Origin of the sequence: Streptomyces sp. BV286 (assembly GCF_019090165.1) — a bacterium.
Lineage (GTDB): Bacteria > Actinomycetota > Actinomycetes > Streptomycetales > Streptomycetaceae > Streptomyces.
This window is the reverse complement of record NZ_JAHRIB010000079.1, coordinates 147,651-171,386: the sequence shown is the minus strand read 5'-3', so window position 1 is coordinate 171,386 and position 23,736 is coordinate 147,651. Positions and strand designations below refer to the sequence as shown.

Annotated in this window: 22 protein-coding genes; 19 read left to right on the top strand and 3 right to left on the bottom strand. The window is 72.2% G+C overall.

Features of this window, described 5'->3' with window-relative positions; all coding sequences use genetic code 11:
- A partial coding sequence (locus KUF83_RS11410; RefSeq protein ID WP_217454504.1) for a HAMP domain-containing protein occupies positions 1-1,066 on the bottom strand: 1,066 nt, incomplete at its 3' end.
- A 103-nt stretch (positions 1,067-1,169) separates the two neighbouring features.
- Here KUF83_RS11410 and KUF83_RS11405 point away from each other — a divergent pair.
- Both KUF83_RS11405 and hemW read left to right on the top strand, forming a co-directional pair.
- Positions 1,170-3,332, top strand: coding sequence for a SpoIIE family protein phosphatase (locus KUF83_RS11405; protein ID WP_217454503.1), 2,163 nt, complete (start codon positions 1,170-1,172; stop codon positions 3,330-3,332).
- A 31-nt stretch (positions 3,333-3,363) separates the two neighbouring features.
- On the top strand, positions 3,364-4,596 hold the full coding sequence (gene hemW, locus KUF83_RS11400; protein WP_217454502.1) for a radical SAM family heme chaperone HemW: 1,233 nt from the start codon (positions 3,364-3,366) through the stop codon (positions 4,594-4,596).
- A 109-nt stretch (positions 4,597-4,705) separates the two neighbouring features.
- Here hemW and KUF83_RS11395 read toward each other — a convergent pair whose 3' ends face one another.
- Positions 4,706-5,509, bottom strand: coding sequence for a DUF3097 domain-containing protein (locus KUF83_RS11395; protein WP_217454501.1), 804 nt, complete (start codon positions 5,507-5,509; stop codon positions 4,706-4,708).
- Between the two features lie 68 nt (positions 5,510-5,577).
- A complete protein-coding gene (locus KUF83_RS11390; protein ID WP_217454500.1) occupies positions 5,578-6,333 on the bottom strand; it encodes an MBL fold metallo-hydrolase in 756 nt (251 codons plus the stop codon).
- A gap of 204 nt (positions 6,334-6,537) precedes the next feature.
- Here KUF83_RS11390 and hrcA point away from each other — a divergent pair, with 204 nt between their 5' ends.
- The 17 genes from hrcA (at position 6,538) to KUF83_RS11305 (ending at position 23,502) form a co-directional block, all read left to right on the top strand.
- On the top strand, positions 6,538-7,554 hold the full coding sequence (gene hrcA / locus KUF83_RS11385) for a heat-inducible transcriptional repressor HrcA (protein WP_217454499.1): 1,017 nt from the start codon (positions 6,538-6,540) through the stop codon (positions 7,552-7,554).
- Positions 7,555-8,694 carry a molecular chaperone DnaJ gene (gene dnaJ, locus KUF83_RS11380; RefSeq protein WP_217454498.1) on the top strand — a complete coding sequence of 380 codons (1,140 nt, stop codon included), beginning with the start codon at positions 7,555-7,557 and terminating at the stop codon, positions 8,692-8,694.
- Between the two features lie 98 nt (positions 8,695-8,792).
- Positions 8,793-9,878 carry a nitronate monooxygenase gene (locus tag KUF83_RS11375; RefSeq protein ID WP_217454497.1) on the top strand — a complete coding sequence of 362 codons (1,086 nt, stop codon included), beginning with the start codon at positions 8,793-8,795 and terminating at the stop codon, positions 9,876-9,878.
- Positions 9,875-10,618: a 16S rRNA (uracil(1498)-N(3))-methyltransferase gene (locus tag KUF83_RS11370; protein WP_217454496.1), complete on the top strand. Its 744-nt coding sequence runs from the start codon at positions 9,875-9,877 to the stop codon at positions 10,616-10,618. The genes KUF83_RS11375 and KUF83_RS11370 overlap by 4 nt, the downstream gene beginning before the upstream one ends.
- A gap of 15 nt (positions 10,619-10,633) precedes the next feature.
- Positions 10,634-11,026 (top strand): VOC family protein, encoded by a 393-nt coding sequence (locus KUF83_RS11365; RefSeq protein WP_217454495.1) that lies wholly within the window; start codon positions 10,634-10,636, stop codon positions 11,024-11,026.
- Between the two features lie 54 nt (positions 11,027-11,080).
- Positions 11,081-11,620, top strand: coding sequence for a hypothetical protein (locus KUF83_RS11360; RefSeq protein WP_254643673.1), 540 nt, complete (start codon positions 11,081-11,083; stop codon positions 11,618-11,620).
- A gap of 95 nt (positions 11,621-11,715) precedes the next feature.
- Complete coding sequence (locus tag KUF83_RS11355; RefSeq protein ID WP_217454494.1) at positions 11,716-14,943, top strand: S41 family peptidase; 3,228 nt, start codon at positions 11,716-11,718, stop codon at positions 14,941-14,943.
- Positions 14,944-15,178: 235 nt separating this feature from the next.
- A complete protein-coding gene (locus KUF83_RS11350) occupies positions 15,179-15,532 on the top strand; it encodes a histidine triad nucleotide-binding protein (protein WP_217454493.1) in 354 nt (117 codons plus the stop codon).
- 32 nt (positions 15,533-15,564) lie between these two features.
- Positions 15,565-16,470: a ribonuclease Z gene (locus KUF83_RS11345; protein WP_217454492.1), complete on the top strand. Its 906-nt coding sequence runs from the start codon at positions 15,565-15,567 to the stop codon at positions 16,468-16,470.
- A gap of 20 nt (positions 16,471-16,490) precedes the next feature.
- Positions 16,491-17,483, top strand: coding sequence for an adenosine deaminase (locus tag KUF83_RS11340; RefSeq protein ID WP_217454491.1), 993 nt, complete (start codon positions 16,491-16,493; stop codon positions 17,481-17,483).
- A gap of 176 nt (positions 17,484-17,659) precedes the next feature.
- Positions 17,660-18,769 carry a PfkB family carbohydrate kinase gene (locus KUF83_RS11335; protein ID WP_217454490.1) on the top strand — a complete coding sequence of 370 codons (1,110 nt, stop codon included), beginning with the start codon at positions 17,660-17,662 and terminating at the stop codon, positions 18,767-18,769.
- 140 nt (positions 18,770-18,909) lie between these two features.
- On the top strand, positions 18,910-19,968 hold the full coding sequence (locus KUF83_RS11330; RefSeq protein WP_217454489.1) for a PhoH family protein: 1,059 nt from the start codon (positions 18,910-18,912) through the stop codon (positions 19,966-19,968).
- Between the two features lie 12 nt (positions 19,969-19,980).
- The gene (gene ybeY / locus KUF83_RS11325) at positions 19,981-20,478 is read left to right on the top strand and encodes an rRNA maturation RNase YbeY (protein WP_217454488.1); all 498 of its coding nucleotides are present in this window, start codon (positions 19,981-19,983) and stop codon (positions 20,476-20,478) included.
- Entirely contained in the window at positions 20,475-21,779 is a 1,305-nt protein-coding gene (locus tag KUF83_RS11320; RefSeq protein ID WP_217454487.1) for a hemolysin family protein, read from the top strand. Before ybeY ends, KUF83_RS11320 begins: the two co-directional genes overlap by 4 nt.
- Positions 21,776-22,135: an MmcQ/YjbR family DNA-binding protein gene (locus tag KUF83_RS11315; RefSeq protein WP_217454486.1), complete on the top strand. Its 360-nt coding sequence runs from the start codon at positions 21,776-21,778 to the stop codon at positions 22,133-22,135. The genes KUF83_RS11320 and KUF83_RS11315 overlap by 4 nt, the downstream gene beginning before the upstream one ends.
- A 170-nt stretch (positions 22,136-22,305) precedes the next feature.
- The gene (locus KUF83_RS11310) at positions 22,306-22,659 is read left to right on the top strand and encodes a cytidine deaminase (RefSeq protein WP_217454485.1); all 354 of its coding nucleotides are present in this window, start codon (positions 22,306-22,308) and stop codon (positions 22,657-22,659) included.
- A 366-nt stretch (positions 22,660-23,025) separates the two neighbouring features.
- On the top strand, positions 23,026-23,502 hold the full coding sequence (locus tag KUF83_RS11305) for a hypothetical protein (protein WP_217454484.1): 477 nt from the start codon (positions 23,026-23,028) through the stop codon (positions 23,500-23,502).
- Positions 23,503-23,736: the final 234 nt, after the last annotated feature.

Below are 23,736 nucleotides of genomic sequence, written 5' to 3'. Positions count from 1 at the left end.
CGACCTCGCGGGCCACGCGGGTGACCTCGTCGGCGAAGGCGGAGAGCTGGTCGACCATGGTGTTGATCGTCGACTTCAGCTCCAGGATCTCGCCCTGGGCGTCGACGGTGATCTTCTGGCTCAGGTCGCCGTTGGCGACGGCCGTCGTCACCTGGGCGATGTTGCGGACCTGCGAGGTCAGGTTCGACGCCATGAAGTTGACGTTGTCGGTGAGGTCCTTCCAGACCCCGGAGACGCCACGCACCTGGGCCCGGCCGCCGAGGCGGCCCTCCGTGCCGACCTCACGGGCCACCCGCGTCACCTCGTCGGCGAAGGCGGAGAGCTGGTCGACCATCGTGTTCACGGTCAGCTTCAGTTCGAGCAGCTCGCCGGTCGCCTCGACCGTCACCGTGCGGGTCAGGTCGCCGCGCGCCACCGCCGTGGTGACCAGGGCGATGTCACGGACCTGGGCGGTCAGCCGGGACGCCATCGTGTTGACCGCCTCGGTCACGTCCCGCCAGCTTCCCGAAAGGCCCGTCACCTTGGCGCGCCCGCCGAGGCGGCCCTCCGTGCCGACCTCGCGCGCCACCCGGGTCACCTCGCCCGTGAACAGGGACAGCTGGTCGACCATCTTGTTGACGGCCCGGCCCAACCGGCGCAGGTCACCCCGGAGTTGACGGTTCCCGTCGTGCAGGTCGACCCGCTGCGTCAGGTCGCCGCCCGCCACCGCGTCGAGGACGCGCGTCGCGTTGGCGGCCGGTGCCACCAGGGCGTCGAGCAGTTGGTTCACGTCGTTGATCCGGGTCGTCCAGTGGCCCTGGCCGGGGCTCGCGGAGAGCCGCTCGTCCAGCCGGCCGTGGCGCACGATCTCCCGGCGGACCCGCTGGGCCTCCGCGTTGAAGTGCAGACTCCGGTCCAGGATCTGGTTGAAGACCGTGCTCAGTTCGGCCACCATGCCGTGCCCCGTCTCGGGCACCTTGCTGAAGTCACCGTCCCGGGCGGCGGTCATGGCGGCGAGCAGCTGACGCAGATCCGAGGCCCGGATCTGTCCGTCTCCGGGCACATGCGTAGCACTGTTCTCACTCATGGTGGCCCACTTCGGTAACTCGGTGCTTATGGGCGTGGCCAGTCTGTCACTCTGTCCGCATCGCCTGAGGCGTAATCGTCCGAACTGCTCCGGGAGCCGCACAGTGGGCGCCATACCGACGCAACGGGAGTTCCTGCCCCGCGCTCCTGGGGTCGCGGTGCGCCCGCACACGGTGGCGCGCACGTCGTTACCGGGCAATCCTCTCGCGCCGGGCGCGGCCCGCAGGTTCGTCCGCGCCGCGCTGGCGGACTGGACCGAACTGGCCCTGCCTGGCGCCGAGTCGCTCACCGATCGGCTCGTCGGTGACGCCATGGTGGTCGTCAGTGAACTCGTGACGAACGCCGTCGTGCACGCCGGCACGGACGTGGAGCTGCTGTGCCGGCTCGACAACTGCACGGAGGGCTGCCCGGGGGCCGCGCCGGGAGGCACGGCCTCCGCGTTTCCGGGACCGGCGGCCGTCCCGGCGGCCCGGACGGCAGCCTCCCGCAACGGAGCGGGCAGCGCGGACGGTCCGGGCCCCACCAACGGGACGGGCCCGATGAACAAGCCGGGCAGTCCGAACGGACCGGGCACCCCGAGCGGACCGGGCACCGCGAACGGGGCCGGTCCCACCCACACCACAGGCCCCCAGCACAGGCCGGTGTCCGAGGGCGGGCCCGGCGCGGGCGCCCTCGTCATAGAGGTCTCCGACCACCACCCCGCACGCGTCGTCCGCGACGACGGCGCCGAGCCGCCGCACGACACCGTCGAGTACGGCCGAGGCCTGCGCCTCGTCTCCGCGCTCGCCGACGCCTGGGGCATCACCTACCGCACCGGCGTCAAGACCGTGTGGGCGCGGCTGTCCGTCGAGGGGGTCGCGGCCGCCGAGGAGGTGGAGGCCTACGCGGGCGAGCACGCCCTGCGGCGCGGACAGCGGGCCTCCGAGATCCTCGCCCCCGCGCCCCGGCGCAGCGTGCAGGACCAGGAGTGGCTCAACCGCGGCGCCCTGTCCTTCCTCGCCGAGGCCTCCGACCTGCTCGGCGGGCAGCTCGACGAGGACCTGGTCGCCGCGCTCACCGGGCAGCTGCTCGTGCCGCGGCTCGCCGACTGGTGCGCGGTGTGGCTGGAGGACGAGACCCCGGGCCGCTCCGACGGGGGCGCCGCCGGAGCACCGCGGCTCGCCCGCGTCTGGCACGGCAGCGAGAACCGCATGGAGGAACTGCGCCGGTTCCTGGAGAAGGACCCGCCCGAGCTGCCCGAGTCGGCGCGCTCCGGGCCCGTACCCGTGCCGTGGCCCGCCGAGGCGCTGGGTGTGGGCGCGGACGACGGATCGGCCCTCGCCTACCGGCTGGTCGCGGGCGGCAGACCGCTGGGCACCCTCGTCATCGGGCGGGCCGGCCTGGACCGCTTCCCCGACGAGATCACGGGGCTCGTCGAGGACCTCAGCCGCCGGGTCGCGCTCGCCATCGGAGCTGCCCGGCAGTACGCGCGCCAGGCCACCATCAGCCGCGTACTGCAGCGCGGGCTGCTGCCCGGCGCGGTCGCCGAGATCCCCGGTGTGCGCAGCGCCCTCGTCTACGAACCGTGCGACAAGGGCGGACCGAGCGGGGACTTCTACGACCTCTTCCCCGCCGGAGACGGACGCTGGTGCTTCGCCCTCGGCGACGTACAGGGCAAGGGGCCCGAGGCGGCCGTCGTCATCGGCCTCGCCCGGCCCTGGCTGCGGCTGCTGGCCCGTGAGGGCTACGAGGTGCCCGACGTCCTCGACCGGCTCAACCAGCTCCTCCTCGACGACGCCACCGAGACCGCGGACGCGGCGGCCCGCGCCCTGGTCGCGGCGGGCGGCCGGGGGCTCGCCGGCGAGGGACCGCAGACCCGCTTCCTCTCCCTTCTCTACGGCGAGCTCGTACCCGTCGAGGGCGGCGGGGTGCTGTGCACGGTGGCCTCCGCGGGGCACCCGCTGCCCCTGCTCCTGGAGCCCGGCGGGAAGGTCGCCGAGATGGCCCAGCCGCAGACCCTCCTCGGCGTCTTCGAGGACGCCGGCTACCGCTGCGGGACCTTCGAGCTGCGGCCGGGCGACAGCCTCCTCTGCGTCACGGACGGTGTGACGGAGCGGCGCAACGGACACCGGCAGTTCGACGACGACGACGGACTCGCGGTCGCCCTCGCCGGCTGCGCGGGCCTGAGCGCCGAGCTGATCGCCGAGCGCATCCGACGGCTGGTCCACGAGTTCGGCGGAAAGCCGCCCGAGGACGACCTGGCCCTGCTGGTGCTGCAGGCGGAGTAGGCACAGCCGTCCGTACGGGACAATGGAGGACATGCCTTCCGCACTTCCCGACGGCGAGCCCGTCCCCGACGACGGGGCGCTGCCCGCGCACGCCCTGGCCGGCGCGGCCGACCGTCCGCTCGGGTTCTACCTCCATGTCCCGTACTGCGCGACACGCTGCGGCTACTGCGATTTCAACACGTACACGGCGACGGAGCTGCGGAGCTCGGGGGGCGTGCTGGCCTCCCGCGACAACTACGCCTCGATGCTGACCGACGAGGTCCGGCTGGCCCGCAAGACCCTCGGCGACGATCCGCGGCCCGTCCGCACGGTCTTCGTCGGCGGCGGTACGCCTACGCTGCTGGCCGCCGACGATCTCGTACGGATGCTGGGGGCGATCCGGGACGAGTTCGGGCTCGCGGACGACGCGGAGATCACGACCGAGGCGAACCCGGAGTCCGTGGACCCGGCCTACCTGGCCACCCTGAGGGCCGGCGGCTTCAACCGGATCTCCTTCGGCATGCAGAGCGCGCGGCAGCACGTGCTGAAGGTGCTGGACCGCACCCACACCCCCGGCCGGCCCGAGGCCTGCGTCGCCGAGGCCCGCGCGGCCGGCTTCGACCACGTCAACCTCGACCTCATCTACGGCACGCCCGGGGAGAGCGACGACGACTGGCGGGCCTCGCTCGACGCGGCGATCGGTGCCGGGCCCGACCACGTCTCGGCGTACGCGCTGATCGTCGAGGAGGGCACGCAGCTCGCGCGCCGCATCCGGCGCGGCGAGGTTCCGATGACGGACGACGACGTCCACGCGGACCGGTACCTGATCGCGGAGGACCGCCTCTCCGCGGCGGGCTTCTCCTGGTACGAGGTCTCCAACTGGGCCACGTCGCAGAGCGGCCGCTGCCTCCACAACGAGCTGTACTGGCGCGGGGCCGACTGGTGGGGGGCCGGGCCCGGCGCCCACAGCCATGTGGGCGGGGTGCGGTGGTGGAACGTCAAGCACCCGGGGGCGTACGCGGCGGCCCTCGCGGCGGGACGCTCGCCCGGGGCCGGGCGGGAACTCCTGTCGGACGAGGACCGGCGGGTGGAGCGCATCCTGCTGGAGCTCCGGCTCCTTGAGGGGGCGCCGCTGTCGCTGCTCCACGCGGACGGTCTCGCGGCTTCGCGGCGGGCGCTGTCCGACGGCCTGCTCCAGCCGGAGCCGTACGAGCGCGGGAGCGCGGTGCTCACCCTGCGGGGGCGGCTGCTCGCGGACGCGGTGGTGCGGGACCTGGTGGACTGAGTCACACCCCGGAGGGGCTGAAACCAGCCCCTCCAGCGGGTGAGGACGAGGCTGTGCGGGCCGACAGAGGGGTCCGGGGGCGGCAGCCTTCAGGGACGTGTTGCGGATCTCACTCCGGCGCCGTCACGAAGTCGATCAACTCCTCCACCCGGCCCAGCAGTTCCGGCTCCAGGTCCCGGTAGGAGTGGACGGACCCGAGGATCCGCTCCCACGCCGCACCCGTGTTCTCCGGCCAGCGCAGAGCCCGGCAGACGCCCGTCTTCCAGTCCTGCCCGCGCGGCACCCGGGGCCACCCCGGGATGCCCACGGACGCGGGCTTCACGGCCTCCCAGACGTCGATGTACGGATGGCCCACGACCAGCGCGTGCTCGCTCGTCACGGCCTCCGCGATCCGCGACTCCTTCGAGCCGGGGACCAGGTGGTCCACGAGGACCCCCAGCCGTGCGTCCGGCCCCGGACCGAACTCGTCGACGATGGCGGGCAGGTCGTCGACGCCCTCCAGATACTCCACGACGACCCCCTCGATGCGCAGGTCGTCACCCCACACCCGCTCCACCAGTTCGGCGTCGTGGCGGCCCTCGACGTAGATGCGCCCCGCCCGGGCCACCCGGGCCCGCGCCCCCGGCACGGCGACGGACCCCGACGCCGTACGCGTGGGGCGCACCGGCCCGGCGGACGGGCGTACGAGCGTCACCACGCGCCCCTCCAGCAGGAAGCCGCGCGGCTCCAGCGGGAACACCCGGTGCTTGCCGAAGCGGTCCTCCAGCGTGACCGTGCCCGCCTCGCAGCGGATCACGGCACCGCAGAACCCGGTCCCGGGCTCCTCGACCACGAGTCCCGGCTCGGCCGCGACCTCGGGCACGGGCTTGGGCTTCTTCCACGGAGGGGTCAGGTCCGGTGAGTACTGGCGCATTCGGATGACGATAGGAGAAGGCCCCGGCCAGGTGCGCCGACCCCCCTCGCGACACGCCGGAAGGTCGTCTACGACACGCCGAAACGCCGTGCCAGCGCGTCCCGTTGGGCCCGGACGAACGCCGCGTCCACCACCGCCCCGTGCCCGGGCACGTACACCGCGTCCTCGCCCCCGAGGTCGAGCAGCCGGTCCAGGGCCGCCGGCCAGTGCGAGGGCACCGCGTCGGGGCCGGCCTGGGGCTCGCCCGACTCCTCGACCAGGTCACCGCAGAAGACGATCTCGGGGGAGTCCGTGCCGGGCCCCGCTGACACCAGTACGGCCAGGTCATGGGCGGTGTGTCCCGGACCGACGTTCGCCAGCAGCACCTGCCGGCCCCCGCCCAGGTCGAGCGTCCATTCTCCCGAGACGAGGTGCCTCGGCCGGACGAGGAGGTCCGCCGCCCCGGCCGCCTCCTCCGGATCGGCGCCGTTGCGCACCGCGTCCGCGCACAACTCGTCCCGGCCGTCGGCGAGCACCCGCTCAAGACCCACCGCGCCGAACACCTCGACCCCCGCGAACGCCGACGCCCCGAAGACATGGTCGAAGTGCGGGTGCGTGAGCGCGAGATGCGTGATCCGCCCGCCGCCGAGCAGCCGTCGCGCCCGTGCCCGCAGCCGCGCGCCCTCCCGCACACTCGATCCCGCGTCGATCATGAGCGCCGCGTCCTCGCCCACCACGAGCCCGACCGTGCAGTCCCAGACCGGCAGGCGGAACCGGCCGGCGTAGGCGGCCAGCTCCTCCCATCCGGACTCTTCCCGCCCGGCCTCTTCCCAAGTCACCGTCATGCGCCGACGCTAACCCCATGTTCCCGACAGAGCGGGACAGCCCCGTACACGTCGCCGCGACATCGCAGGCCCGCCCTTGCCCGGGTCGTACCAACCGGCCGTACACTGGGCCGGGGATGCTGGCACTCGTGCGCGCTGAGTGCCAGGCGAAGGCGATCGAAGGCCGGTCGACGGCCGCGGGGAAACCATCTGGAGGTGTGCGCGATGCTCAGTGAACGCAGGCTCGAAGTACTGCGCGCCATCGTCCAGGACTACGTGGGCACGGAGGAGCCGGTCGGCTCCAAGGCGCTCACGGAGCGTCACCGGCTGGGTGTCTCACCGGCGACCGTCCGCAACGACATGGCGGTCCTGGAGGACGAGGGCTACATCGCCCAGCCGCACACCAGCGCCGGCCGCATCCCCACGGACAAGGGCTACCGGCTCTTCGTCGACAAGCTCGCGGGTGTCAAGCCGATGACCGCGCCGGAGCGGCGGGCGATCCACCACTTCCTGGACGGCGCCGTCGACCTCGACGACGTCGTGGGGCGGACCGTGCGGCTCCTCGCGCAGCTCACCCGGCAGGTCGCCGTCGTCCAGTACCCCTCGCTCACGCGCTCGACCGTGCGTCATGTGGAGCTGCTGTCGCTGGCCCCGGCCCGCGTCATGCTCGTACTGATCACGGACACCGGCCGCGTCGAGCAGCGCATGGTGGACTGCCCGGCCCCCTTCGGGGAAGCCTCACTGGCGGACCTGCGCGCGCGGCTCAACAGCCGGGTCGCGGGCCGCCGTTTCGCGGACGTCCCGCAACTGGTGCAGGATCTCCCCGATGCTTTCGAGGCGGAGGACCGGGGTACGGTCGCGACGGTGCTCTCGACTCTCCTGGAGACACTCGTCGAGGAGACCGAGGAGCGGCTGATGATCGGCGGCACCGCCAATCTGACCCGCTTCGGACATGATTTTCCCCTCACCATCCGTCCGGTGCTGGAGGCGTTGGAGGAGCAGGTCGTGCTCCTCAAACTCCTGGGTGAGGTCAATGATTCGGGCATGGCCGTACGGATCGGTCACGAGAACGCCCATGAGGGACTCAACTCCACTTCGGTGGTCTCCGTCGGCTACGGTTCGGGCGGCGAAGCAGTGGCAAAACTCGGCGTGGTCGGACCGACGCGCATGGATTACCCCGGAACGATGGGAGCGGTACGAGCGGTGGCACGGTACGTAGGACAGATCCTGGCGGAGTCGTAAGTGGCCACGGACTACTACGCCGTACTCGGCGTGCGCCGCGACGCGTCCCAGGACGAGATCAAGAAGGCATTCCGGCGGCTCGCACGCGAGCTGCACCCGGACGTCAACCCCGATCCGAAGACGCAGGAGCGCTTCAAGGAGATCAACGCCGCGTACGAGGTGTTGTCGGACCCGCAGAAGAAGCAGGTCTACGACCTCGGCGGCGACCCGCTGTCCCAGGCGGGCGGCGGTGGCGCGGGCGGCTTCGGCGCCGGCGGCTTCGGGAACTTCTCGGACATCATGGACGCGTTCTTCGGTACGGCGTCGCAGCGGGGCCCGCGGTCGCGCACGCGGCGCGGCCAGGACGCGATGATCCGGCTGGAGGTCGAGCTCGACGAGGCGGCCTTCGGCACGACGAAGGACATCCAGGTCGACACGGCCGTCGTCTGCACCACCTGCAGTGGTGAGGGCGCCGCTCCCGGCACGTCCGCGCAGACCTGTGACATGTGCCGCGGTCGCGGCGAGGTGTCCCAGGTCACGCGGTCCTTCCTGGGCCAGGTCATGACGTCCCGGCCGTGTCCGCAGTGCCAGGGCTTCGGGACGGTCGTTCCCACGCCGTGCCCCGAGTGCGCGGGCGACGGGCGCGTCCGCTCGCGCCGGACCCTGACCGTGAAGATCCCCGCGGGTGTCGACAACGGCACCCGGATCCAGCTCGCGGGCGAGGGCGAGGTCGGCCCCGGCGGCGGCCCCGCCGGTGACCTGTACGTGGAGATCCACGAGCTGCCGCACAACATGTTCCAGCGGCGCGGCGACGACCTGCACTGCACGGTCACCATCCCGATGACCGCGGCGGCGCTGGGGACGAAGGTCCCGCTGGAGACGCTCGACGGGCTCGAAGAGGTCGACATCCGTCCGGGCACCCAGTCCGGTCAGTCGATCCCGCTGCACGGGCGCGGGGTCACGCACCTGCGCGGCGGCGGGCGGGGCGACCTCATCGTCCACGTCGAGGTCATGACGCCGACGAAGCTCGACCCCGAGCAGGAGCGCGTCCTGCGGGAGCTGGCCATCCTGCGGGGCGAGGAGCGGCCCACGGGGCAGTTCCAGCCGGGGCAGCAGGGATTGTTCTCCCGGCTGAAGGACGCCTTCAACGGCCGTACCTGAGCGGTGACCGCCGGGCTCGCCGCGGGATGATTCCTGTGGCTTATGCCCGGCGGAAGGCCGGATTCGGACTTGTACGGAGGACGTGACAACATGCCGTCATGTCCTCCGCGCTGACCGGTCTTTTCCCTCACCCGATCGTGCAGGCCCCCATGGCGGGCGGCGTCTCCGTGCCGCACCTCGCCGCGGCGGTGTCCGAGGCCGGAGGGCTCGGTTTCCTCGCCGCCGGGTACAAGACGGCCGACGGCATGTACCAGGACATCAAGCAGCTGCGGGGGATCACGAGCCGCCCGTTCGGCGTGAACCTGTTCATGCCACAGCCCGAGTACGCCGACCCGGCCGCCGTCGAGGTCTACGCCCACCAGCTCGCCGGTGAGGCCTCCTGGTACCAGACCGAGCTGGGCGACCCCGACAGCGGACGCGACGACGGCTACGACGCCAAGCTCGCCGTCCTCCTCGACAACCCGGTGCCGGTCGTCTCCTTCCACTTCGGCTGCCCCACGCGCGACGTCCTGGACTCCCTCAGCCGGGCCGGCACCCTGACCCTGGTCACGGCGACCACCGCCGAGGAGGCACAGGCCGTGCAGTGGGCGGGCGCCGACGCGGTGATCGTGCAGGGCGTCGAGGCCGGGGGCCACCAGGGCACCCACCGCGACAACCCGGAGACCGACGGCTCCGGCATCGGACTGCTCTCGCTCGTCGCGCAGGTCCGCGAGACCGTGCAGATCCCGATCGTCGCGGCCGGCGGCATCATGCGCGGCAGCCAGATCGCCGCCGCGCTCGCCGCCGGCGCGGACCTCGCCCAGCTGGGCACCGCCTTCCTCGCCACACCCGAGTCCGGCGCCCACGCCGTGCACAAGCAGGCACTGACCAACCCCCTCTTCGTACGTACGCAGCTGACGCGCGCGTTCTCCGGCCGGCCGGCGCGGGGGCTGATGAACCGTTTCATGCGCGAGCACGGGCCGTACGCGCCCGCCGCCTATCCCGAGATCCACCACCTCACCTCCGAGCTGCGCAAGGCGGCGGCCAAGGCGGGGGACGCGCAAGGGATGGCGCTGTGGGCCGGGCAGGGGCACCGGCTCGCCCGCGAGCTGCCCGCGGGGCAGCTGGTGGAGGTGCTGGCGGCCGAACTCGCCGCCGCCAGGACAGCGTTGTCTTCCCGGCCGGGCGGGGGCGTGGCCCGATGACCGCCCCCGTGTTCGTGGTCGACGCGGTGCCCGGCGGGCCCGAGTTCGTGCTCGACGGCCCCGAGGGACGGCACGCCGTGTCCGTGAAGCGGCTGCGGTCCGGCGAGGACGTGGTGCTCACCGACGGGGACGGCCACTGGGCGGAGGGCGTCGTCAAGGCGGCCGAGGGCAAGGACCGGCTCGTCGTGACCGGCCTCCGGGTGCACGAGGAGCCCGTCCCGGCGCCCCGCATCACCGTCGTGCAGGCCCTGCCCAAGGGCGACCGCGGCGAACTCGCCGTCGAGACCATGACGGAGACCGGCGTCGACGGGATCGTCCCCTGGTCGGCGTCCCGCTGCATCACGCAGTGGCGGGGCGAGCGGGGCCTGAAGGCGCTCGGGAAGTGGCGGGCCACCGCCCGCGAGGCCGGCAAGCAGTCACGGCGCGTGCGTTTCCCGCGGGTCGCGGACGCGATGACGACCCGACAGGTTGCCGCGTTTCTCGCCACAGCGGACTTCGCGGCGGTACTGCACGAGGACAGGGAGTACCCGGGCGAGCCGCTCGCGACGGTCGAACTCCCCTCCACCGGCGAGATCGTGCTCGTCGTCGGCCCCGAAGGCGGCGTGTCCCCCGAGGAGTTGGAGACCTTCACGGCGGCCGGGGCGCGGACCTGCCGGCTGGGCCGCAGCGTGCTGCGCACATCGACCGCGGGGACGGCGGCGGTGGCACTGCTGCTGGGCCGCACGGGCCGCTGGTCCTGAACCTGAGGGGATGCCTTGGAACTCGCACAAGTACGGCTGCTCGTCTCGGACTTCCGCGCGTGCTACCGCTTCTACGCCGAAGTGCTGGGGCTCAAGTCCCAGTCGGGCGCGACGGACGGCCCGTACGAGAAGTTCAGTCCCGTCACGGGGTCGGCGGGCATCGCCCTCCAGGACCGGGCGGCGATGGCCGAAGTCCTCGGAGAGCTGGGGGACTCGGCCACGGGACACCGCTCTCTGGTGGTCCTGCGGGTCGACGACCTCGACGCGTACTGCGCGGCGGTGCTCGCGCGCGGAGCGGTCCTCCAGCGGGAACCCGCCCAGCTGACCGACCGTATGCGGGTGGCGTACCTCAAGGACCCCGAGGGGAACCTGGTGGAGCTGCAGGAGTGGCTGCTGCTGCGCGGCTGAGCATGGCCGCATGCGGTCTACCGCCGGTCGGCGACCGGTGGCACGCTGCCGTCCATGGGGGCAATGAGGCGCAGGCGTGCACGGCACCGCGGACCGGTGATGGCCGCGGCCGCGACGGCGGCCGTGTTCGCGCTGGTCGCGTGCGAACCGGGAAACGGCATGAGCACCGCCGCCGTGGCGATCACCACCGACCAGGCGGGCACCCGGGAGCTGGAGAGACAGGGCGTCGACGTGCAGTGGCTCACCTGCACGGCCTCGTACGGGGAGAAGGGCGCGACGGTGGGTGCCTCTCCGAGCGTGCGGAGCGTCGCGGTCGTCGACTGCCTGGGCGAGACCGGGGACGGGCGGGACATCACCATCAAGGGCAAGGTGACCCAGGAGGTCAACGGCACCTGCGTGCGGGGCGATCTCACCGCCGAGGTCGGCGGCAAGGAGTGGTTCCGCGCGGACGTGCTCGGCAACTGCAGGGCCGGCACGCCGCCCGCCGGCCACCGGACGACTCCGCCTCCTCCGAAGCCGGGGGCGACCGTCACCGTCACCCGGACCGTGACCGAGTACCCGCACCCCTCGTGCTCCTGCTTCCAGGGGAAGTGAACGGCCCGCGGACGAACGGCCCGGGGAACGTGACCAACCCGGCGAAGTGATCGAAAGCTCTGGTCGCGGGAGAGACGGCTGCATAGGGTGATCGGGTGACACAGCCTGCATCCGCCGCATCTTCCGCGTATCTCCGGTACCCGCACCTGCACGGCGACTTGATCGCCTTCACCGCCGAGGACGACGTCTGGGTCGCGCCCCTCGACGGCGGCCGTGCCTGGCGGGTCAGTGCCGACAACGTCCCGGTGAACCATCCACGGATCTCCCCGGACGGGACGGCCGTCGCCTGGACGTCGACCCGCGACGGCGCCCCCGAGGTGCATGTCGCCTCCGTGGACGGCGGACCCGCCAAGCGCCTGACGCACTGGGGCAGTTGGAAGACCCAGGTGCGCGGCTGGACCCCGCAGGGGCAGGTGCTCGCGCTCAGCACGCACGGCGAGGCCAGCCTGCGCCGCAGCTGGGCCCGGGCCCTCCCGCTCGACGGCGGACCCGCGACCACCCTTCCGTACGGACCCGTCGGCGACGTGGCCTTCGGGCCCGCGACCGTACTGCTGTCCGCGCCCATGGGACGCGAGGCCGCCTGGTGGAAGCGCTACCGGGGCGGCACGGCGGGCAAGCTGTGGATCGACCACGAGGGCGACGGGGAGTTCGTACGGCTCCACGCGGACCTCGACGGGAACCTGGAGTACCCGCTGTGGGTGGGGGAGCGGGTCGCTTTCCTCTCCGACCACGAGGGCGTGGGGGCCGTGTACTCGTCCCTCGCCGACGGCTCGGACCTGCGGCGGCACACGGGAGTCGAGGGCTTCTACGCCCGGCACGCCTCGACCGACGGGACGCGCGTCGTGTACGCGTCCGCCGGTGAGCTGTGGATCCTCGACGACCTCGACGGGGCCGAGCCACGGCGGCTCGACGTCCGGCTCGGCGGCCAGCGCGTCGACCTGCAGCCCCATCCGGTGAACGCGGCACGCTGGTTCGGGGCCGCCGCCCCCGACCACACCGGCCGCGGCAGCGCCGTCTCCGTGCGCGGGGCCGTCCACTGGATCACCCACCGCTCCGGGCCGGCCCGCGCGCTCGCCGCCGAACCGGGCGTACGGGCGAGGCTGCCCCGCACCTTCCGCGCCGACGGCGAGGAGCACGTGGTGTGGGCGACGGACGCGGAGGGCGACGACGCACTGGAGTTCGCCCCGGCGACGGGCATGGCACCGGGGGCGACCCCGCGCAGGCTCGCCGCCGGGCAGCTGGGCCGCGTGCTCGGGCTCGCCATGGCGCCCGACGGCAGCCGTGCCGCGGTCGCCTCGCACGACGGACGCGTCCTCCTCGTCGAGCGGGAGACCGGCGAGGTCCGCGAGGTCGACCGCAGCGAGGACGGCGAGGTCTCCGGGCTCGTCTTCTCACCCGACTCGGCCTGGCTCGCCTGGTCGCACCCCGGACCGCGCCCGCTGCGCCAGCTCAAGCTCGCCAACGCCGCCGACCTGTCGGTGACCGAGGCGACCCCGCTGCGGTTCCGCGACTACGCGCCCGCCTTCACCCTCGACGGGAAGCACCTCGCGTTCCTGTCGGCACGGTCCTTCGACCCCGTCTACGACGAGCACGTCTTCGACCTCGCCTTCGTCGGCGGTTCGCGGCCGCATCTCATCACCCTCGCCGCGACCACCCCCTCGCCCTTCGGGCCGCAGCGGCACGGGCGGCCCTTCGAGGCCCCCGACAAGGACGAGACACCCGACAGCGAAGGCTCCCCGGCCACGCGGATCGACCTCGAAGGGCTCGGCGACCGCATCGTGCCCTTCCCCGTGGAGGCCGCCCGCTACACGGGCCTGAAGGCGGCCAAGGACGGCGTCCTGTGGCTGCGGCACCCGGTGCGCGGCGTGCTCGGCTCCTCCCGCGCCACCCCGGACGACCCGGACCCGAAGACCGACCTGGAGCGCTACGACCTCGCCCAGCAGCGCATCGAGCATCTCGCCTCGGACGCCGACGGCTTCATGGTCACCGGCGACGGCAAGCGGATCCTGCTGTGGACCGACGGCAAGCTCAAGGTCGTACCGAGCGACCGGCGCGCCTCGAACGACGACGAGAGCGACACCAACATCAGCGTCGACCTGTCGCGCATCCGCCAGACCGTCGACCCGGCCGCCGAGTGGCGGCAGATGTACGACGAGACCGGCCGCCTCATGCGGGACAACTTCTGGCGCCCCGACCTGGGCGGCACCGACTGGGACGCCGTACTGGACCGCTACCGGCCCGTCCTCGAACGGGTCGCCACCCATGACGACCTGGTCGACCTGCTCTGGGAGGTGCAGGGCGAGCTCGGCACCTCGCACGCCTACGTCATGCCGCGCGGCGGCTACGGCGGCGGCGAGCGGCAGGGCCTGCTCGGGGCCGACCTCTCCCGTCACGAGGACGGCCCCCAGGGGACGGCACTGTGGCGCATCGACCGCATCCTGCCCTCGGAGACGTCCGACCCCGACGCGCAGTCGCCGCTCGCGGCGCCCGGGGTCGCCGTGCGTGCCGGGGACGCCATCGTGGCCGTCTCGGGGCGGCCCGTCGACCCGCTGACCGGTCCCGGACCGCTGCTCGTCGGCACGGCGGGCAAGCCCGTCGAGCTGACCGTCTCCCCGGCGGGCGGCGGCGATCCGCGGCACGCGGTGGTCGTGCCGATGTCCGACGAGGAGCCGCTGCGCTACCACGCGTGGGTCGCCGACCGGCGGGCCTACGTCCACGAGAGGTCCGGCGGACGGCTCGGATACCTCCACGTGCCCGACATGCAGGCGCCCGGCTGGGCGCAGATCCACCGCGACCTGCGGATCGAGGTGGCCCGGGAGGGCCTCGTCGTGGACGTCCGCGAGAACCGCGGCGGCCACACCTCGCAGCTGGTCATCGAGAAGCTCGCCCGTCGCATCGTCGGCTGGGACCTCGCGCGGGGCATGCGGCCCACCAGCTATCCGGAGGACGCGCCGCGCGGGCCCGTCGTCGCCGTCGCCAACGAGTTCTCCGGCTCCGACGGCGACATCGTCAACGCCGCCATCAAGGCGCTCGGCATCGGTCCCGTCGTCGGCACCCGCACCTGGGGCGGTGTCATCGGCATCGACAGCCGCTACCGGCTCGTCGACGGCACGCTCGTCACCCAGCCCAAGTACGCGTTCTGGCTGGAGGGTTACGAGTGGGGCGTGGAGAACCACGGTGTCGATCCGGACGTCGAGGTGGTCCAGGCTCCGCAGGATCACGCCGCCGGGCGGGACGTTCAGCTCGACGAGGCGATCCGGATCGCGCTGGCCGCGCTGGAGGAGAACCCGTCGAAGACGGCTCCCGAGTTGCCGGAGGCGTAGGCACCCGGGGGCGGGTGCCGCCGTCCTCGGGGACTCTGCCCCCAAGCCCTCGTCCCGGTCCGGTACTTGCGGCACTTCGGCTGCGAGTCGGTGGGTGCCGGTCGCGCGGTTCCCCGCGCCCCTGACGGGGCGTGGGTGTGGGCGTGTGTGGAGGGGTCGTGCCGTTCTCCGCGGGCCTTGTGCGGTGCTCGGTACCATGCCGGGGCAACGATCATCCAGCGTGAGGAGGCCGCGCATGGCAGGGGAACCGCAGGACGACTGTCTGTTCTGCAAGATCGTCGGGGGGAAGATCCCGGCGACCGTCGTCCGCGAGACCGACACGACCGTCGCCTTCCGGGACATCAGCCCGCAGGCACCCACCCATGTCCTGGTGATCCCCAGGGCCCACCACCCGGACGCCGCCTCCCTCGCCGTCGCGGAACCCGGGGTCCTCGCCGACGTCGTGCGGGAGGCCGGCGAGGTCGCCGCGGAGGAGCAGCTCGACAGCTACCGCATCGTCTTCAACACCGGCAGCGGAGCGGGCCAGACGGTCTTCCACGCGCACGCCCACGTGCTGGGCGGCCGCGGCATGCAGTGGCCCCCCGGATGACCGCACTACTCGGAAAGCTCGGATAACTCGACGTGTCCGTACGCGAACTGGTGGTCCTCGGCACCGCCAGCCAGGTCCCCACCCGGCACCGCAACCACAACGGCTACCTGCTGCGCTGGGACGGCGAGGGCATCCTCTTCGACCCCGGCGAGGGCACGCAGCGGCAGATGCTGCGTGCCGGGGTCGCCGCGCACGACCTGCACCGGATCTGCGTCACGCACTTCCACGGCGACCACTCCCTCGGACTCGCCGGGGTGATCCAGCGGATCAACCTCGACCGCGTGCCGCACGAGATCAGCGCGCACTACCCGCGCTCCGGGCAGCGCTTCTTCGACCGGCTGCGGTACGCGACCGCCTACCGCGAGACGGTCCCGCTCACCGAGGCGCCGGCCGACTCCGACGGCGTCCTCGCGTCCACGGCGTCGTACACGCTGGAGGCCCGCAAGCTCTCCCACCCCGTCGAGTCGTACGGCTACCGGATCGTCGAGCCCGACGGGCGCCGGATGCTGCCCGAACGGCTCGCCTCGTACGGGATCAGGGGCGCGGACGTGAGGCGGATCCAGCGGGAGGGGGCGCTGGGGGACGTCGTGCTCGACGACGTCAGCGAGGTGCGGCGCGGACAGCGGTTCGCGTTCGTCATGGACACCCGGCTGTGCGACGGGGTGCACGCGCTCGCGGAGGGCTGCGACATGCTCGTCATCGAGTCGACGTTCCTGGACGAGGACGTACAACTCGCCGTCGACCACGGGCACCTGACCGCAGGTCAGGCAGCGGGAGTGGCCCGGGACGCAGGTGTGCGGCACCTCGTGCTCACCCACTTCAGCCAGCGCTACTCCGAGCCCGAGGAGTTCGAGCGGCAGGCGCGGGCCGCCGGCTTCGAGGGGGAGCTGACGGTGGCACACGATCTGCAGAGGGTGCCGGTTCCGAAGCGTCGGTGAAACGCCCGTACCATGCTTCGATGCCCCTCCCCAAAGCTGAACTGCACCTCCATATCGAAGGCACTCTCGAACCCGAGCTGGCTTTCTCGCTGGCCGCCCGCAACGGGATCGCGCTGCCCTACGCCGATACGGAGGAGCTCCGCAAGGCGTACGAGTTCTCCGATCTGCAGTCGTTCCTGAACCTGTACTACGAGCTCATGGCGGTGCTCCGCACCGAGGACGACTTCGCGGACCTCGTCGACGCATATCTCGCGCGCGCCGCCGCGCAGGGCGTGCGGCACGCGGAGATCTTCTTCGACCCCCAGGCGCACGTCTCACGGGGCGTCGCGATCGGGACCGTGGTGGAGGGGCTCGGGCGGGCGCTCGACCGGAGCGAGGCCGTGCACGGGATCTCCACCCGGCTGATCATGTGCTTCCTGCGGGACGAGTCCGCCGAGTCCGCGCTGGAGACCCTGGAGGCCGCGAAGCCGTATCTGGGCCGGATCATCGGCGTCGGACTCGACTCCGCCGAGGTCGGACACCCGCCGGCCAAGTTCCGCGAGGTGTACGAGGCCGCCGCCGCGCTCGGCCTGCGAAGGGTCGCCCACGCGGGCGAGGAGGGGCCGCCCGCGTACATCACCGAGGCGCTCGACGTGCTCGGCGTCGAGCGGATCGACCACGGGCTCCGGTGCATGGAGGACCCCGCGCTGGTGGCCCGGCTGGTGCGTGACCGGGTGCCGCTGACGGTGTGCCCCCTGTCCAACGTGCGGCTGCGGGCCGTCGACGTCCTGGCGGAGCACCCGTTGCCCGCGATGCTCGACGCGGGACTGCTGTGCACGGTCAACTCGGACGACCCCGCCTACTTCGGCGGATACGCCGAGGACAACTTCGCCGCCGTGCGGACGGCGCTGGGGCTGTCGCCGGAGCGGCTGCGTTCGCTGGCCCGCAACTCGTTCCTCGCGTCGTTCCTGGAACACGACGAGGAGCGGCGGGCCCGGTACATCGCCGAGGTCGACGCGTACGAGTTCCCGTAGCCGGGGGCTGGGGCAAAGATTGCGCAGTTCCCCGCGCCCCTGATTCAGGGGCGCGGGGAACCGCGCGAACGCCCACGACGGACCCGCCCGTCCCCGCCGACACGTCACCCTGAGCGCCCCGGCGGAGCGTCTGGTGCACACTGGCCTGAATCCGCACCACCGCATGGGAGCGCACAGTGACCGCGTCCAACGGGAAGGGACCGTACCGCCAGGCCCAGTTCGACCCCCTCGCCGAACTGCGCCGCTCCGACGACCCGCCCTGGGACGTCTACCTCACCGGGACCGTCTTCCTCGACATCATCTTCACCGGACTCGACTCCGCCCCCGTCCGCGGCACCGAGTCCTGGGCCCGCGGAATGGGCTCCAGCCCCGGCGGCGTCGCGAACATGGCGACCGCGCTGGCCAGGCTGGGCCTGCGGACGTCACTCGCGGCGGCCTTCGGGGACGACCACTACGGGGAGTACTGCTGGGACGCCCTGGAGCAGGGTGAGCACATCGATCTGTCCGCGTCCCGCACCGCTCCCGGCTGGCACTCCCCGGTGACGGTCTCGATGGCGTACGAGGGCGAGCGCACCATGGTGAGCCACGGACACGAGCCGCCGCCGGAGGAGCCCGCCCCCGACTGTTCGCCGCGTGCGCAGGCGGCCGTCGCCTCGCTGACGCCCGGCACGCGCGCGCCCTGGATCGCCGACGCCGCGACCAGGGGCACGCGGATCTTCGCCGACGTCGGCTGGGACGACACGGGACGCTGGGACCTCGCGGGACTGCCCGACCTGCGGCACTGCGAGGCCTTCCTGCCGAACGCCGAGGAGGCCATGCGGTACACGGGCGCCTCGTGCCCGCGCGCGGCCGCGCACGCGCTCACCGGACACGTGCCGCTCGCGGTCGTCACTCTCGGTGCCGAGGGCGCGTACGCCGTGGACGGCCGGACCGGCGAGACCGCGGAGGTTCCGGCCATCGAGGTCGAGGCGATGGACCCGACCGGCGCCGGGGACGTCTTCGTCGCCGGGTTCGTCACGGGCACGCTGGCCGGCTGGCCCCTCGCCGACCGCCTGGCCTTCGCGGGCCTCACCGCGGCCCTGTCGGTCCAGGAGTTCGGCGGGTCCCTGTCCGCGCCCGGCTGGTCGGAGATCGCCGCGTGGTGGCGACGGGTGCAGTCCTACCACCACCAGGATCCCGCCGCGCTCGGCCGGTACGCCTTCCTGGAACCCCTGCTTCCGGAAACCACCCGGGCGTGGCCCCTGAGACGGGCCGTACCGACGATCGGATTCCGCAGTTCCGCATGACGTGACGCATGAGGCCACAGGTGCGGCGGAAAAGTCCTACGGCGTTGTCGGTGCCCCGACGTACTCTTGGAAGCACAAGGCTGCCGTAACAGGCAAGCGTGCCTCACGGAGGAGGATGAGCAGGCCTACAGAGCCGGCCCATGACTCAGACACCCACAGCACAGACCCCCGCTCAGGGGCAGGCGCGAGCGCAGTTCACCGTCCCGGCCAAGCACCCCATGGTGACCCTGCTGGGCTCCGGAGACGCCCTCCTGCGCGTGATCGAGAAGGCCTTCCCGGCGGCCGACATCCACGTCCGGGGCAATGAGATCAGCGCCGTCGGCGACGCCCTTGAAGTGGCCCTCGTCCAGCGCCTGTTCGACGAGATGATGCTGGTGCTCCGCACCGGACAGCCGATGACGGAGGACGCTGTGGAACGGTCGATCGCCATGCTGCGGGCGAGCGAGAACGGGGAGGGCGACGGCGAGGAGACCCCGGCCGAGGTCCTGACCCAGAACATCCTGTCCTCGCGCGGCCGCACCATCCGCCCCAAGACGCTCAACCAGAAGCGGTACGTCGACGCCATCGACAAGCACACCATCGTCTTCGGCATCGGTCCGGCCGGTACGGGCAAGACCTACCTCGCCATGGCCAAGGCCGTGCAGGCCCTGCAGTCGAAGCAGGTCAACCGCATCATCCTGACCCGCCCGGCGGTCGAGGCCGGAGAGCGCCTCGGCTTCCTGCCCGGCACGCTCTACGAGAAGATCGACCCGTACCTGCGCCCGCTGTACGACGCGCTGCACGACATGCTGGACCCGGACTCGATTCCGAGGCTGATGGCGGCGGGGACCATTGAGGTGGCGCCGCTCGCATACATGCGGGGCCGCACCCTGAACGACGCCTTCATCATCCTGGACGAGGCCCAGAACACGAGCCCCGAGCAGATGAAGATGTTCCTCACCCGGCTCGGCTTCGAATCGAAGATCGTGATCACCGGTGACGTGACGCAGGTCGACCTGCCGAGCGGCACGAAGTCCGGTCTGCGTCAGGTCCAGGACATCCTGGAGGGCCTCGACGACGTCCACTTCTCCCGGCTCACGTCCCACGATGTCGTACGGCACAAGCTGGTCGGCCGTATCGTCGACGCGTACGAGAAGTACGACAGCGAGAACGGTACGGAGAACGGCACCCACCAGGGCGCCCGTAACAAACGGAAGTAGACCAGCGCGACCATGTCGATCGACGTCAACAACGAGTCCGGAACCGAGGTCGACGAGCAGGCGATCCTCGACATCGCCCGCTACGCGCTCGCGCGGATGCGCATCCACCCGCTCTCCGAACTCTCGGTGATCGTCGTGGACGCCGCCGCCATGGAGCAGCTGCACATCCAGTGGATGGACCTCCCGGGCCCGACGGATGTCATGTCGTTCCCGATGGACGAGCTGCGGCCGCCGACGAAGGACGACGACGAGCCGCCGCAGGGCCTGCTCGGCGACATCGTGCTCTGCCCGGAGGTCGCCGAGCGGCAGGGCAGGGAAGCCGAGACGCAGCACTCCATGGACGAGGAGCTCCACCTCCTCACCGTCCACGGGGTGCTGCATCTGCTCGGCTACGACCACGAGGTGCCGGACGAGAAGGCCGAGATGTTCGGTCTGCAGGCGGCCATCGTGGACGGCTGGCGTGCGGAGAAGGGCCTGACCGGCCCGTCCCCGGCTCCGACCGTCTCATGAGCCCCCAACTCGTGCTGGGCGCCATCGCCCTGGTCGTGATCGCCTGGCTCGCCGCCTGCGCGGAGGCCGGTCTCGCCCGCGTCTCCAGCTTCCGGGCCGAGGAGGCGGTACGGTCCGGCCGCCGCGGCAGCGCCAAGCTCGCCCAGGTCGCCGCCGACCCGACCCGCTACCTGAACGTGGCACTGCTGGTGCGCGTCACCTGCGAGATGGCCGCCGCCGCACTCGTCACGTACGCCTGCCTGAAGGAGTTCGCCGAGACCTGGGAGGCGCTGGCCGTCGCCATCGGGGTGATGGTCCTCGTCTCGTACGTCGCGGTCGGGGTCTCGCCCCGCACCATCGGCCGCCAGCACCCGCTGAACACGGCCACGGCCGCCGCCTACGTGCTGCTGCCGCTGGCCCGGATCATGGGCCCCGTCCCGCCCCTGCTCATCCTCATCGGCAACGCCCTCACGCCCGGCAAGGGCTTCCGGCGCGGCCCGTTCGCCTCCGAGGCGGAGCTGCGGGCGATGGTCGACCTCGCCGAGAAGGAGTCGCTCATCGAGGACGAGGAGCGCCGGATGGTGCACTCCGTCTTCGAGCTGGGCGACACGCTGGTCCGGGAGGTCATGGTCCCGCGTACGGACCTGGTGGTCATCGAGCGCCACAAGACCATCCGGCAGGCGCTGACGCTGGCCCTGCGGTCCGGTTTCTCGCGCGTCCCCGTCACCGGGGAGAGCGAGGACGACGTCGTCGGGATCGTGTACCTGAAGGACCTGGCCCGCAAGACCCACATCAGCCGGGACGCGGAGAGCGAGCTGGTGTCCACGGCGATGCGGCCCGCCGCGTTCGTCCCGGACACGAAGAACGCCGGTGACCTGCTGCGCGAGATGCAGCAGGACCGCAACCACGTCGCCGTCGTCATCGACGAGTACGGCGGCACGGCCGGCATCGTGACCATCGAGGACATCCTCGAGGAGATCGTCGGCGAGATCACCGACGAGTACGACCGCGAGCTGCCGCCGGTGGAGGACCTCGGCGACGACCGCTACCGCGTGACGGCCCGGCTCGACATCGGGGACCTCGGAGAGCTGTACGGCTTCGAGGCCTACGACGACGAGGACGTCGAGACGGTGGGCGGCCTGCTCGCGAAGGCACTGGGGCGTGTGCCCATCGCGGGGGCCTCCTCGGTGGTCGAGCTTCCCGACGGGCGGGAACTGCGGCTGACGGCCGAGGCCTCGGCCGGCCGCCGGAACAAGATCGTCACGGTGCTGGTCGAGCCCGTCGGCCCGGCCGGTTCCCCCCAGGAGGAGAAACCGGAATGACCCCGCAGGAGCTGCGGACGCTCTGTCTCTCCATGAACGCGGCCGTCGAGGACTTCCCGTTCACTCCGCAGACCTCGGTCTTCAAGGTGCTGGGGAAGATGTTCGCGCTCAGTGCCCTGGACGCCCGCCCACTGACGGTCAACCTGAAGTGCGACCCCGAGGACGCGGTGCGCCTGCGCGCCGAGCACGAGGGTCTGATCGCTCCCGGGTACCACATGAACAAGCGGCACTGGAACACGGTCACGGTCGACGGCGGCCTCCCGGACCGTGTCGTCCGGGAGCTCGTAGAGGATTCGTACGACCTGGTGGTGGCCGGTCTGCCGAGGGCCGAGCGGCTGCGCCTGGACCGCCCCTGAGCCGGTCTGCCGACCGGTCGTCGCTGCGGGGCTGTCCGGGACGGGGCGCGACGGGGCGGCCTTCGCGCCGGGACCCGGGCAGCCGAATCGGTGTCCTCGCGGCGGCACGCGTGCGGGCCGCGTCGTGGACCGCCGCGCGCGGTTCGGGTGCGGCTTCGTATGCTCTGGGCATGACCGACAGCACCGCGCTCGATCCCGAGGACCGCAAGATCGTCACCCTGGCCCGTGCCGCCCGGGCCCGCAACGGAGTGCCCGAGGGCGCGGCCGTACGCGACGACAACGGCCGTACGTACGTGGCGGGCACCGTCGACCTGCCGTCGCTGCGGCTCAGCGCGCTGCGGACCGCGGTGGCCATGGCCGTGGCGTCCGGGGCGAAGTCGCTGGAGGCCGCGGCGGTGGTGAGCGAGGGGGAGTCCCTGGGGGACGGTGACCTCGCGGCCGTGCGGGACCTCGGCGGGGCGGGAACGCCCGTGCTGGTCGCTGGAGTGGACGGGGAAGTGCGCGAGCGGCTGACCGCGGGCTGAGGCCCTGGCGGTCCCGGACCCGCCGGCGCCTCGAGGAGCGGGGGCGCGGGCGGATTCCGAGAGGACCCGCACGGCACGGGAACGAGGGGCAGGGCAGGGGCGGCGGGGGCGGGAACGCGAGCCGTCGGCGCCGGTCTCGGCGCGACCCACCGGAAGAATCACTACCGCTTCTCTTGCAATCCCGGGCCGCTCGCGTCTCAATGGACGACAGCTCTTCCGACGGACCGTCAGATTCGTGAGCCACAGCGTGCCGCACACCGCTCGTGGCGAGTCGTCCGTGCGTCAAGAAATCCCGCACCAGCGCCGGCAGGCGTGCTCGTCGGCTGTCCCCACCTGGCAATTCCCGTACAAGGGAAGGGAACCCCCATGAGATGTAACCGACTCGGAATCGGCGCGGCGTTAGCCGCAGGCACCCTCGCCGCAGGCCTGGCGCTCGCGCCGGGCGCCGCAGCCGTCGTCCCCCAGTCCGCCACCATCATCGCCGACTGCGGCACCTACGGCGGCGGTGAAGCCACCCTCACGGCCACCCAGAACGGCACCCAGGCCACCATCACCCTCAGCTCCTCCGAGATCACCTCCCCGCTCGCCCTCGCCCAGGACTCGATCGTGTCCACGCTCACGCTGACCAAGGCGAGCGGTGGCACGACAGCCTTCACGGGCACCAAGAACCCGGCGATGGCCGCGGGTGACGGTGTCTCGGTCGGCCCGCTGAGCGGCACTGTCGCAGCCGGCGACAGCCTTGACGCCTTCGGCGGTTCCCTGAAGATGGTGATCTTCGGGTTCATCACCGTGACCTGTACGGCGGAGGGGCCGCAGTCCCCGGGCCCGTTCGTGTTCGAGTGAGCGCAGTGACGTAGTTCCCCCCCCCACGAACAGAGCCAGGCACGGACCGGTGCCGCCCGCGCGCGGCGGCGCCGGTCCGTGTGCTGTCGTCTTCCGTAACTTCCCTACAGGGAGGGGAAGTTGACAGAAACTGATGGGCCATCAGTTGGCGCGTAATGGTTCCATTGACATTTCACACAACCCGCACATCAATGACCTCCTGTCGGCGCAGAAGAACGCGGAAGAGCCGCTGCG